General features: G+C 30.1%; 13 protein-coding genes. 8 read left to right on the forward strand and 5 right to left on the reverse strand.

Features of this window, described 5'->3' with window-relative positions; translation table 11 throughout:
• Positions 1 to 250: 250 nt before the first annotated feature.
• Positions 251 to 880, forward strand: a complete 630-nt coding sequence (locus LGK95_RS20565; protein ID WP_226126772.1) for a CatB-related O-acetyltransferase — start codon at positions 251 to 253, stop codon at positions 878 to 880.
• A gap of 388 nt (positions 881 to 1,268) precedes the next feature.
• Positions 1,269 to 2,432 (forward strand): metallophosphoesterase, encoded by a 1,164-nt coding sequence (locus LGK95_RS20570; protein ID WP_226126773.1) that lies wholly within the window; start codon positions 1,269 to 1,271, stop codon positions 2,430 to 2,432.
• Between the two features lie 163 nt (positions 2,433 to 2,595).
• Here LGK95_RS20570 and LGK95_RS20575 read toward each other — a convergent pair whose 3' ends face one another.
• Entirely contained in the window at positions 2,596 to 3,093 is a 498-nt protein-coding gene (locus LGK95_RS20575) for an HD domain-containing protein (RefSeq protein ID WP_226126774.1), read from the reverse strand.
• A gap of 327 nt (positions 3,094 to 3,420) precedes the next feature.
• On the opposite strand from LGK95_RS20575, the gene LGK95_RS20580 reads away from it, so the two are divergent.
• The 4 genes from LGK95_RS20580 (at position 3,421) to LGK95_RS20595 (ending at position 9,087) form a co-directional block, all read left to right on the forward strand.
• Entirely contained in the window at positions 3,421 to 5,502 is a 2,082-nt protein-coding gene (locus LGK95_RS20580) for a hypothetical protein (RefSeq protein ID WP_226126775.1), read from the forward strand.
• The gene (locus LGK95_RS20585; protein ID WP_226126776.1) at positions 5,495 to 7,714 is read left to right on the forward strand and encodes an ATP-dependent helicase; all 2,220 of its coding nucleotides are present in this window, start codon (positions 5,495 to 5,497) and stop codon (positions 7,712 to 7,714) included. Before LGK95_RS20580 ends, LGK95_RS20585 begins: the two co-directional genes overlap by 8 nt.
• The gene (locus tag LGK95_RS20590) at positions 7,708 to 8,448 is read left to right on the forward strand and encodes a PD-(D/E)XK nuclease family protein (RefSeq protein WP_226126777.1); all 741 of its coding nucleotides are present in this window, start codon (positions 7,708 to 7,710) and stop codon (positions 8,446 to 8,448) included. Before LGK95_RS20585 ends, LGK95_RS20590 begins: the two co-directional genes overlap by 7 nt.
• 210 nt (positions 8,449 to 8,658) lie before the next feature.
• Positions 8,659 to 9,087, forward strand: a complete 429-nt coding sequence (locus LGK95_RS20595; protein ID WP_226126778.1) for a CBS domain-containing protein — start codon at positions 8,659 to 8,661, stop codon at positions 9,085 to 9,087.
• A 91-nt stretch (positions 9,088 to 9,178) separates the two neighbouring features.
• Here LGK95_RS20595 and LGK95_RS20600 read toward each other — a convergent pair whose 3' ends face one another.
• On the reverse strand, positions 9,179 to 9,373 hold the full coding sequence (locus LGK95_RS20600; RefSeq protein ID WP_226126779.1) for a hypothetical protein: 195 nt from the start codon (positions 9,371 to 9,373) through the stop codon (positions 9,179 to 9,181).
• A 439-nt stretch (positions 9,374 to 9,812) separates the two neighbouring features.
• Between LGK95_RS20600 and LGK95_RS20605 the strand changes: the two genes are divergently transcribed.
• The gene (locus tag LGK95_RS20605) at positions 9,813 to 10,022 is read left to right on the forward strand and encodes an alpha/beta-type small acid-soluble spore protein (protein WP_226126780.1); all 210 of its coding nucleotides are present in this window, start codon (positions 9,813 to 9,815) and stop codon (positions 10,020 to 10,022) included.
• Positions 10,023 to 10,210: 188 nt separating this feature from the next.
• Here LGK95_RS20605 and LGK95_RS20610 read toward each other — a convergent pair whose 3' ends face one another.
• The 3 genes from LGK95_RS20610 to LGK95_RS20620 form a co-directional block, all read right to left on the reverse strand.
• Positions 10,211 to 10,813, reverse strand: a complete 603-nt coding sequence (locus tag LGK95_RS20610) for a hypothetical protein (RefSeq protein ID WP_226126781.1) — start codon at positions 10,811 to 10,813, stop codon at positions 10,211 to 10,213.
• 271 nt (positions 10,814 to 11,084) lie between these two features.
• Positions 11,085 to 11,240, reverse strand: coding sequence for a hypothetical protein (locus LGK95_RS20615; protein ID WP_226126782.1), 156 nt, complete (start codon positions 11,238 to 11,240; stop codon positions 11,085 to 11,087).
• A gap of 81 nt (positions 11,241 to 11,321) precedes the next feature.
• Positions 11,322 to 12,554, reverse strand: a complete 1,233-nt coding sequence (locus LGK95_RS20620) for an MFS transporter (RefSeq protein ID WP_226126783.1) — start codon at positions 12,552 to 12,554, stop codon at positions 11,322 to 11,324.
• A gap of 421 nt (positions 12,555 to 12,975) precedes the next feature.
• Here LGK95_RS20620 and LGK95_RS20625 point away from each other — a divergent pair, with 421 nt between their 5' ends.
• Entirely contained in the window at positions 12,976 to 13,260 is a 285-nt protein-coding gene (locus LGK95_RS20625) for a hypothetical protein (RefSeq protein ID WP_226126784.1), read from the forward strand.
• Positions 13,261 to 13,321 lie beyond the last annotated feature (61 nt).

Genomic DNA, 13,321 nt, shown 5'->3' on the forward strand with positions numbered 1-13,321 from the left:
ACAAAAAACCTAACTCATAAACCAATGGCCTCATTCTATCCTCAAATTTCTTATATAAAATGTTGAATTCCTTTAACCCTTCTGGCAGATACGCTTTTAATAGTCCTTTGAGTTGATACCAACCAGCATCCCATGTGTTAATATGATATTATATATAATGGTTACTATTTGAGGGGTGATTGTATGAAAAAATGCATTGTAATAATGGAATAGGCATTAAAGTATCATAATACAAAGGAGAGATTCAAATATGACTATTCCAAATTTAAATAAAATATATCCAAGAAGTAATGATTACCAAACAGTGTATCTTAAAAATGTAATTACAATAGCTAATATAAAAGTTGGAGATTATACAATATATAATGATTTTTACGATGATTCAAGAAATTTTGAGAAGAATAATGTATTGTATCATTATCCTATTAATAATGATAAATTGATAATTGGAAAGTTTTGTTCAATTGCATGCAGAGCAAAATTTCTCATGACTAGTGGAAACCATACAATGAAATCACTATCTACTTATACATTCCCTATTTTTGGTGAAGAGTGGAACGAGACTTTAGATCCAAAAGAAGCATGGGATAATAAAGGTGACATTGAAATTGGAAATGATGTGTGGATAGGATATGAAGCTATAATCATGTCAGGTGTGAAAATTGGAGATGGTGCAATTATTGGAACTAGAGCAGTAGTTACCAAGGATGTTTCGCCATATACTATTGTTGGAGGAGTACCCGCAAAAGGCATAAAGAAAAGATATGATGATGACACAATTGCTAAATTGCTTAAAATTAAGTGGTGGAATTGGCCATATGAAAAAATCCAAGCAAATATTAAATATATTCAATCAGGAAACATTGATAAGTTAAAGTGATAGTTTAAAAATATCAAATCATGTAAATTTGTATATAAAAAACAAAAATACTGCATTTAGGGGGGACCCAATGCAGTATTTTTATAAATTCAATTATGAGGTTGGTATATTTAAATTATTGACTATTACGCAAATTTTATTCACTTCATTAAGAAAATAAAGTGATTATAAAACATTTGGAGAATATAACTCATAAGATAGTAAAGTTGTAGCAAATTCACTTCGTTCATAAAAATCCCCGGGGGTCGTGAACTGCTTCTTACAATATAATAATGCAAAATAATAATGCAAAAAATTTAATTAAGGTTATCATAAATAAAATTAGTTTACATATATAGTAATTTAAATTATAATACAATTGATTAGATAAGCTTTTGAGAGGTGTAAAATGAACAAATTAATGTTACTGATTGCTATTTTATTTCTACTCTTTTATGGGGGAATAAATTATTATATAGGGCTTAGAGGATGGCAAAGCATAGGGATTCATATTCCATTTTTAAATAATAAAGTATATTGGTTACTGATTATACTAGTAGCTATAGCATACATCATAAGCATGCTGTTGTCTTCATATATACCATCTATGGTTTTAAATACATTGAACATTATAGGATCATACTGGATGGGAATGATATTTTATCTTCTTTTAATATTGCCTACAATAGATTTGTTAAAAATTTTAAATGAAAAATTTTCATTTATTCCAAGGAGTTTATCTGACAACTCTAATTATCCATCAATAATATCAATAGTAGTAGTTACACTCTTAATTGGTGTAATGGTATATGGTACTTGGAGTGGACGCAGTGCTAAGGTAACAAAATATGATTTAAAAATAAATAAGACTACTGGTAATTTAAAGACGCTTAAGGTTGTTATGGTTTCAGACATTCATCTTGGCTCAGTAGTAAATAATCAAAGACTTACTGAGATGGTAAATCAAATAAATAATCTAAATCCTGACATTGTGCTAATACCTGGAGATATAATTGATAGTAGTCTTGAACCTTTTGTAAAAGAAAAGATGAGCGATAACTTCAAAAGACTTAAAAGTGTGTATGGAGTATATGCTTGTCTTGGAAACCATGATGGAATGAGAAGTAAAGTAGAGGATGGTGTTAAGGTTTTTAATGCTGCAGGTATAAATATAGTGAGAGATAAAGCAATATTAATTAATAATAGTTTTTATGTCATAGGAAGGGATGATATATCTCTAGAGTCGTCAACGAATGTTAAAAGAAAAGAGCTATCATATATAACAAAAGACTTAGATAAGTCTAAGCCGCTTTTATTAATGGATCATCAGCCTATAAAGTTAGGTGATGCCGAGATGCAGGGTATTAATTTACAAGTATCAGGACATACACATAGAGGACAGCTATTTCCTGCAAATATTGTAACGAGCCTAATATTTGAACTAGATTACGGTTATCTAGAAAAGAATAATTCTAAATATATTGTATCTTCAGGTTACGGAACTTGGGGACCGCCAATTAGATTAGGAAGCCGTTCTGAAATAGTTGAAATTAATATTAAATTTAAAAAATAAAAGATTTAAGGAATTTAGTAGTAAGGATTTAAACAATGAGTTTTATATGAATAATGGGGAAACACAAAGCATGAGAAGAACAATGTTTGTATTATTAAGTGGTTTTATCTCATTAAAAAGAAGATGATTAGTCCTAATAGTTGGCATACCCATTAACAAGTTTTTAATCTTTTATTATAAACATTTGACTGCAAAGTTTTCGTCCTGATTCAGTTTTGAAAATTTTGTTATAAGTATTTTGTATAGTCTCTTTGTCATTTTGATTTTCATATAAATTCACAAGGAAATCAGCCTCTACTAAAATCTGATAATCAATCCCATCAATATTTGAATAAGTATGATGGTGAGCTACCAAGTAACTTACCCTCTCAATTACCTCCTTCTTAAATTCAAGTCTATTTAATAATTCTTCTGCACATATAGGTCCTTCCTGTTGCTGAAGCTTACCATTACATTTTCCATATTTTTTCATAGAAACTTTAATCCCTATATCATGAACAATGGTTGCCACCTCTAAAATTTCCATGTTATCAGATGAAATGTTTTCCATGTTGCCAATCAGCTTTGCAAACTCGTGTACCTTTATAAAATGTTGAATTAACTCTGGCTCACCTGCATCAAAATTAAACATTTCTAAAATTAAATTGTTTATCTCATTCATATTAATCCTCCTTAAAAATATAAAACCTTATTTCTCATTATTTTACAATATTATTCAGTTGTTAAAGAATTTTATTCGTATTTTCATTTTCAAAAGTCACGTCGCAATATGAATACAATTATGAATTAACTTTATAAATTAATTATACTATAAATTCCCTGATATATAATTTTTTATTTAAAGGCTTTAGTTGAAAATCTACTATTAGCCTTTTTTTATTGTATAATTGAGGTAAAATAGAGAGTCTAAATATATAGGTTGGTCTATTGTAACAAAATGGTTATAAATAAAAATCACAAAAATAAAGGATTACATGGAGTTGATATTATGAATTATACAGAAGTCCACAATAAATTGAATGAGAATGAATTTAATCAGAAATGTATCTTAGTTAAAGGGAATTCAGCAAGTGGCAAGACAACTCTTGCAGTTTCTAAATACAAGGATCTAATAGAAAATGAAAACATTAAAAGCTCAAATATATTATGCTTATTTATGAATAAATATCAAAATATAACATGGACCAAAGATATGATTTTTAATACTACTGGTGAGATTAGAAAAAGTTCCTACTATGGATTTATTAGGAGAGAACTATCTCTCTATTGGCCCTATGTGGTAGAGGATTGCAAGGAAATAAAAATTAATATATTAAAGCCTGAGTTCGCATCTTTTGATGCTACAAATTATGCTATGAAAGCCTTAGTAGAGCATTTTAGAAAAGCTAAAGGATACTTTCAAGATATAACATCAACTTCTTCAAAAATAGCATCAGATTTAATTTCTAACATTAATAATGCTGCACTATCATTAGTGCCTTTTGATGAGATAGGAACTAGGCTTTATAATTCATTAGAGGTAAAGGATTTCTTAATTAAAGAAACATATAATCAATTGGACGAAGTAACTAGTTATTATATCTCAAAATTATTGTGTAATGGTGTTGTAGATTATGGACTATCTTTTTATTTATATAATAATTATTTACTTCATGATTCAAGATATAATAGTATAAATAATATAAAATATCTTATAGTAGACGATATAGATGAGGCACCACCTGCAGAGCAAGAATTAGTATTTAAGATTATTAATAATGTGGATAAGGCATATTTGTTTTATAATCCTAAAGGCGGCTTGTGTAGTTATTATGGAGCCAATACTGATTATTTGAAGAGTAAATTAAACATTGAATATCAAGAGATTACTTTAGATAATCATTTTTGCTGCAATGATGATTTTATTAACCTTGCTAGTGTAATAGATAACAGGGCGCACACTCCCTATATGGAAGACAAAATAAATGAAGATGTCCCAGCCTTTATAGATATGTCATCACAACTAAGATCGGAAATGGTTCAGAAAATAATTCTAAAAGTTGAAGAGCTCTTAAATCAGGGACTTAAGCCAAAGGACATAGCAATAATATGTCCATTTAATGATTTCATTATTTCCTATGAGCTTCAGAAAAAAGCAAAGGAATTAAGAATATCAGTTATGGAGACTTCAAAAAAGGATAGATTTATAGACAATGAATATTTACACCCATTAATAGTACTCGCAGTATTGTGTAATGATTATAAAAGTATAAGGTTAACTAAGGAAGATTATAAGAACTTTTTTTCTTTTATGCTAAGGCTAGATGCTATTAGAAGTTCCTTGCTTTATCCTTTAGCACAAGAGAATGGGTTACAAGATCTTAGTATCGAAATTGAAGATAGAGTAGGGGACGAGGCAGCAGGTAAATATAATGAGTTAAAACAATGGATAGAAAATTATAAAGTTAATTTAATGGATCACAAGGGCTCACTAGGCGAATTTTTCAGAAATGCATTTTCACAAGTGCTTATAATCCTACCAAAAGTTAAAGAACATATAGAGGAATATATAAGTTTATATGAAAGCTGCGAAAGTTTCGTAAATACTTTAGATAAATTAGAATTTAAAGGAAGATCCTCAGAGGAGAGGTTTATAGAATTTATTCGAGGCGAAGGAAGTGGATTTTATTCGATGAATGAGATTCAGGAAATGTTACTACAAGATAATAGTATAGTTTTAACATCGCCTTATACTTATGTAACCTCTAATTTAAGTAGTAAGGTTCAGATATGGACAGATATTAACAGTAATATGTGGCGTCCTAGAAATGCAGGGGAATTGTCAAATTCTTATGTATTAAAAAGTAATTGGAATATTGATGATATATATACTGAAAAGAAAGAAAATAATAATGTATATGGAATTCTGATGTCAGTTGTTAATTGCCTTTTAAGAAAATGCAGAGGTGAATTATACATATATGGTAGTGAATATTCTTTGAGTGGATTCCAGCAAGAAAGCATATTTGCAGATATACTTATAGAAATATTAAGTGAAAGAGGTGAAACTATTGATAAAGGAGATGAATGAAGATATAAGTAATGAAGTTAAAGAAATAATTTATAGAGATGATCAATTGCCTATAATGGAATATCGAGGAGGAACTATGGCAGTGCCAGCAGTTCCAGGAGCAGGAAAGACTTTCATAATATGTAATCTAGTATGTGAAATTATAAAAGATAAAGTACATAAACCTGGTAAAATACTTATAGTAACTTTTATGAATAGTGCAGTTAACAACTTTAAACATAGAATATCTAAGGTGTTACAAAATAAGGGGATAAATGCAAGTAACGATTATGAAGTCATGACTATTCATAGTTTAGCACTAAAAATCTTAAAAGATAGACCAGATGTAATGGGAGTTAATGAGGAATTTAAAATATTGGATGATGTTAATAAAAGTTTATATTTAAATAATTGCATATCACATTGGCGAAGGAAGGGAGGAGAGAATGCATTTAAGGAGATGATATCGGATAAAGCCTTAAATAAATATGCAGGGAAACAAGATAAGTGGTGGAATGATTTTTTTATAACTGTGGATACAATTATTGGTGAATTAAAGATAAATGACATTTCTCCTGAAAAATTAAAAGAAGATATAAAATTATTAGATCAAAATAGCATCTTAGTACATATATCTGAAATTTATGATACTTACACTAAAATTTTAAAAAGTGAGGGGTATTTAGATTACAATGATTTGCTAATTCTTGCGTATAAACTTTTAAAAACAGATGACACAGTTAGAGAAAAGTTACAAAAAAAATATACCTTTGTCTTTGAAGATGAATGCCAGGACTCTAATTTAATTCAAGGAAAAATACTAAGTTTAATTTCTGATAAAAGTGGTAATTTAGTAAGAGTTGGGGATGTTAATCAAAGTATAACAGGAACATTTACAGCGTCTGACCCTAAATTTTTTAGGGAGTTTTGTGGGAATGCAGATAATGCGTTCAAAATGTTCATGGCGGGGCGTAGTACAAATCATATTATTGATTTAGCAAATGAACTAGTTAAGTATACAAATAGTCAACATGGAGAAGAAAAGTGTAGAGTTGCATTAGTAGATCAAAAAATTAAAAGTTTGAATGATAAAGTTGAAACAAGCCAAGATAACTATGGTATAAGCACTATGGTGTGTAACTCAAAAGAGGAGGAAATTAAAAAAGCTGTTCGCGTGGCTGTGAAATTTAAAGAAAAATTCCCTAGTAAAACCTGCGCAATATTAGTTCCTTTTAATAATCAAGTTAGGGAAATAGCTGATAAACTTAGAGCTTATAATATTGAATGTGATGAGTTATCAAATAAATCAGATAAAAAAATTAAAGTTACGAGTACATTGGGATATATACTGCAATTTATTTCAAGGCCACAAGATAGTGCTATATTTAAAGATTTAATTAAGAATGTGTTTATAGAAGAACATAATGAAGAAAGTGAAAAATTGTTCGATTTTATTTGCAGTTATGATGTTGAAAAGCTTCTGTACCCAAGTGGAGGTAACATAAATGAGCTAGATATTCCAGGAGAAATATTAAACTCCAAGGTGTATAAAGAATTTATAAATTCCATGGATTTAATTAAAACAATATTTGAATATCCTCAGACACATTTTGATAGACTGATTTTATATATTAGCGATGTTCTAAATTTTAGTCTTGAAAATAGAGCAATGGCAGAGGCTGTTGCATCATATGTTAGATTTAGTTCTAAAGATAATAGTGAATTTTCCTTAGCTTATGTAGCAGAGCAATTGCTAGATGGAAAGAATAGTGTACTGGATTATATTTCAGGTATAATATACGACCTAGAAGGATATGAGCCATCCCCTGATAGAGTAACAGTATCTACTTGTCATAAAGCTAAAGGGCTAGAATGGGATTGTGTATTAATATTAAATATTACATCCTATCAATACCCATATATGACAACCGAAAAATTTAAAGACTATTATTATTTGAAAGATGAATTTAAAAACCCAACAATTCTTTGTAAATCTGAAATTGCTAAAATTCTAGGTAATAATATTTGTGAGGATCCATTAAAAGAAGCTAAAATACAAATAATAAATGAAAAAATAAGGCTTTTATATGTAGGGATAACAAGGGCCAAAGAATATTTAATTTTAATGGCAACACAGTCTAATGAAGGAAAATGGAATGAAAATAAACCATCAAAGTATTTTTATGTTCTTCAAGATTACATAAATAGGCAAAGGGGCGATGGTAAATGTTAGACATTAGAAAATTAAATCATGTCTACTATAGTCAAAATCTTTTAAATACTTTTGATAAATGTCCTTTTAAATTTAAAATAAAATATTTGGATAATATCAGATGGAAAAAAGATTCAATAAATGATGAGGATTATTATGAGAATATGAATATGGGACTAGATTTTCATCTTATCGCTCAAAGATATTTTTCAAATATTCCTGTGGTCATAAATGATAGTAATACTGAATTGCTCGATTGGACAAATTCATTGAAAGAGAAATTTACTATTTTAGATGAAAATATATATTTGCCGGAATATGAAATTAAAATGAGAAAAGATAATATTAGGATTCAAGCAAAGTATGATTTAATAATTATTAAGCCAAATAATAAAATAGAAATATGGGACTGGAAGACAGAAAATAGGAAACTAGATTATAAGGAAGTAAGTAAGAGAATGCAAGCTATTGTTTATATGTATATATTAGGAGAAAGGTCTTTAGAAATATTTGATAGAGATATATGTCTTGAAAATATAAGTATGAGATTTTGGCAACCACAGTTTAAAGAGGATATCATCACTATTAATTATTCTGAGAGTATTCATAGAATTTATGAAGAAAAAATTATGGAGTTAACACGCCGATTGGATAATTATGATTTTAGTTTAGATTTTAATATTGAATTGTATAGTAAGCAGTGCAAGTATTGTGAATTCGCTGGTGATACCCAGGTATGTGATGCTTTTGTGTAGCGGTGAAATAATAAAACAAGAACAGAAGAGCATGAAGAATATTGAATGAAAAAATACTTCAATTCGCAGCTATATCTAATTTAGTATTATTAAAATAATGTATCAATAAAATAGTTACATGATACATGGAGAAGGAAACTTTAATATAAAAAGTTTTAAACATAAATAAAAAAACACCTCTTGGGTAAAATATAATTTGGAGGTGATTTTATGAAAATATGTGACGTGATGACTAAGGAAGTTTCAAGTTTGAATATTGATGACACTGTTGAAAAAGCAGTACAGCTTATGAAGGAAAACAATGTAGGCTCAATTCCGGTATGCAAAGATGGTAAAATTGCTGGGATAGTTACAGACCGTGATATAGCACTTAAGTCTATAGCGCAAGGTGAAAATATTTCAAGTATTAAAGTTAGTAGTATTATGTCCTCAAACCCTATAACAGGTAATTTGAATATGGATGTACACGAAGCAGCAAACTTGATGGCAGAAAATCAAATTCGAAGATTACCAGTAGTTGATAACAACACCGTTGTCGGAATACTTTCTCTTGGTGATTTGGCGGTTGATCCTAAGTTCGGAAATGAAGCAGGTGAAGCACTTTCCGAAATATCCGAAAATACTACATCAACAATCTAATACAATAATTATAAACAAACCCACAAGATATTTTCAAAAATCTTGTGGGTTGTATATGATGGTAGTTATATAATATTTTTCTTATTTTCATTCAAACTATAAATTTTTTAGCACTCTTCCAATGTTTTGAAGCTAGATTATACTTTTTAAAATCGGGAATAGTTCCATTGGTTTTAACTAAAGCTTTTGCTACTATTTTTAAATCAATTCTTGTTTCGCATTTAAAAGAATTTGATTCTTCTATTGATTCCATTACATCTTCAACTTTTTTTTGAAATTTATTCATTGTAAATCCTCCTTATATTTAGCTGTGATAGATAATAACCTTGAATTGTTATCTTCTTTCAGCTATATTTTCTTGTTAATTAAGAGTGATTTAATAAATCTAATAGTATAGCTTTTTCAGAAATTAGTATCTCTATTAGCGCCCTTCTTTTTTTATTTAAAATCGTAATTAATGGGGTGTATTTAGAGTTTACCCATGTATTAATCCTTTTATGTAGAGTGTCAAAGTAATAAAAATTGCAGAAAGTATTACGCTTGTTATGGATACTCCCATTTCAGGGACTATATACTGCGCTATAAATAATACTTTAGTTGATATAGAGCTTTATTAATTATTTATCCACACTTATTTTTTTCATTCTTATCCTTCACTTACCTATCATAGTTAAATTAAATTTGCACATAATAACTTTATAGAAGTTAATAAGGAGGAATGAAAGATGGCAAATAGAAATAGAACTCTTGTACCTGAAGCAAAACAAGGATTAAATAGATTTAAACTTGAAATTGCTAGTGATTTAGGAATTGATAATTATGATCAAATTGACAAAGGTAATTTAACTTCAAGACAAAATGGATCCGTAGGTGGCGAAATGGTTAAACGTATGGTTGAAGATTATGAAAGAAAACTAGGAGATTATGATATATAAATAAAAATATGGTATTGCTCGTTTTATTATAAATAAGTAAGTATTAATATTAGGCTATGTTAGACAATATTGAGGTGAAAGAATATAAAATTGGCTTGTCGTAAAAATAGACAAGCCAATAAACTTTTACCTAATAATTTATGATTGATGAACTATATACGAAGATTGTGAACTAAATATCTAATCAATTAACTTTTATTTCCTAATTTCAACAAACTATATAAACCAATGGAAAGACCTGTAGTTGTGCCGAAGGACGTTACAATGAATAATAAATTCTGGTCAAAGCTAATCCAAGCTATATCAATTGGAATACTTAACAATAGTCCAAATGGGATGGAAACTATTCCACATACTAAAGCAAAAAAACAAATTGACTTACGACCATAGAATAAATCTGCCAGGGAAGCTCCAAAAATTGCATTCGCAACAATAAGTACAACTATATTCGGCATTATTTGTAATTTTATTTGTGTCATGTCACTTAAAGAAGGAAAGAAGAAAGCAACAACCCCACCTAATAACTCACCTATCATAAATCCCATAAAAAAACCTATGAACCCTCCAAGTTCACTCCGAATAACTACTGCTAAAAGATTGCTTTTGTCTAACTTATGCAGTACAAACAACATAAGCAAACTGCCAATAGGAACCCCAAGTATTAATATTAGTCCCTCACTTGTTATTAAACTTATTAAACCTATAATAATTCCACTTATCAAGAATGAAATTAGCCCAATTAACATTGCCCAAAGTGGATATAATTTTTTACTGTTGTCAAGTTTAAACATGATGATTTTCTCCCTCCTCAATCTATAATTATCATAATTTTTAGATATATCATATTATAGTTTATTTATATACTAATTATAATATAAAGTTCAAGTATAAGGGATTAAATTATTTGAAAATTGGTTCTCTACCTTTGTAAGTAGCAATTCTGGTATCTACAAAGGTAGTTGTACTATGAATAGTTGAGTACAAGGAAGGACTATTTGTAGGGTATAGGTATTATGACAAAAAGGAACAATCAATACTATTTCCTTTTGGACATGGGCTTAGCTATACAAGTTTTGAGTATTCTGATATTACTGTGGATAAAAAAGAAATGGATGACAATGAAACTTTAAAGGTATATAAGAACATTTCTGATACCATTTCTTTAACTTCATTTATAATTACATGTTCAAACTGTCTTTTGTGCTTTTTACCAGACATAATAATTCCCCCAATCATAGTTTTATAATCCTACAATTGGGGGAATTATTATGTCCGTATTTAGTGTAGTTCAATACAGGGTTAGGAGTTGTTGTTCTTATTGGTGCATATAAAGGAACCCTGCCTATTGATACTTGGCTCAATCGAGTTCAAACGAATTGACAGAATAAGAGCGAGTAACAAAAAACTTAAGATCATGCTAATAACGCCACCCCAGCCAAAGGTAGACCAAAAAATGCCACCAACGGTTCCACCAATGCTCGAACCTGCATAAAAAAAGAAAAGATAGAGAGATGAGGCCTGCGCTTTGTCATGAATTGCCCGCTTGCCAACCCAACTGCTGGCAATCGAATGACTGCCAAAATAACCAAAGGTAAAAATCGCAATGCCCAAGATTTTGAGTGTTAATGGTTTTCCAAAGGTAATTCCTGCACCTGAGGCCATAATGAGTAAAGCTACCCATAACATTTGGCCACGTCCACGTTTGTCTGCCAAGCGGCCCATCCAAGTCGAGCTAAATGTCCCGACGATATAAATTACGAAAATCCAGCCAACTATTGTTTGACTGAGCGAATAAGGTGGCGCCATCAATTGATAGCTAATGTAATTAAAGAGTGTGACAAAACTGCCCATTAAAAAAAAAGCAATTCCATATAAGCAAAGTAATCCGGGGTCCTTAAGATGATTAGTCATCGATTTCAGCAATTTTCTAATCTCAAAGGAGCGAGGTTGAAAGTGTTTCGATTCTGGCAGTAGGTAACAAAATATCAAGCTCGCAAAGATACTCAGAACACCCATGCTACCCAATGCCACCCGCCAATTAGTGTAATCACTGAGCATCCCGATAATAATTCTACCACTCATACCACCGATTGAATTCCCACTAATGTAGAGTCCCATCGCTATACCTAAGCTAGCAGGTTCAATTTCTTCACTGAGGTAAGCCATTGCTACAGCGGGTAAGCCTGCAAGGACTATCCCTTCAAGGGCACGGATAATTAGTAAGATATGATAGTTGGGCACGAAAGCGATAAGAATTGCCAGGAGGGATGCAGCAAAGAGAGAGAATATCATGAGAGGCTTTCGTCCTTTGACTTCGGATAGGGAACCAACAAATAACATGCTAACAGCTAAGGCAACCGTCGTTAGTGAAAGGGACAGGCTGGCCACGGCTGGGGGGATGTGAAATACCCGAGAAAACACCGGTAACAAAGGTTGTGTACTGTACATGATAGCAAACGTGCTGAAACCGGCAAAAAATAATGCCACGCAAGTTTTTCGGAAAGCTACGGTTCCTTTTTGTATATAACTCATAGTATGATCACTCCAGTTTTGATTATTATTCTATTCTCTGGAATGCTAGCTCCACGAGTATTTGAACGTCTTATAATCAAGTTAAATTTTTTCTAGTACATTATTTATGGATAACATAATATCATTATCCTCCAACCACAAATAATTTACAACAGCAACAAGGCAAGTGATCATTAAAGCTTACTTTGACATTTTGACAGATTTACGTACACCAAGACAGAATGTTCAACAATTTAATAACAGTGTTAACATATAGTTAGTAGGGAGTATGTTGCATAATGTGTTTTAAACATAGGATCACATTCTAGCGGCTTAACCAATAACATATAGATAACTAAATGAGTCTATGTTAACAGTATTAATATAGATGATGTAAACAAGGTTACTTTTATATAATTATTATTAGTTAGGAGTTGATATTTTGAAAAAATCAATCAAGTATATGGTTCTATTTTTAGTTTTTGGAGTAACATATTATTTCATCGAAGTAGTCTTTAATGGGCATAGCAATTGGTCAAGTATTATAATGGGGGGTATTGGTGGAATATTAATAAGCTTAATAAATATTTATTATTCTTACAATACTCCAAAGTGGAAACAAATAACTCTCACAACCCTTGTAATGATTTTCATAGAATTGACCTCTGGATTATTGCTGATAGTGTTAACACTATCTTTGTTTTATTTATTTGAATCCTTGCATTAGCAAGGGTTTAAGCTACTTTTATAATAAAAAAAACAATGACCCCCTCTATTTGTTATAATTG

This window comes from Clostridium algoriphilum (assembly GCF_020443705.1).
GTDB classification, from domain to species: domain Bacteria; phylum Bacillota; class Clostridia; order Clostridiales; family Clostridiaceae; genus Clostridium_AD; species Clostridium_AD algoriphilum.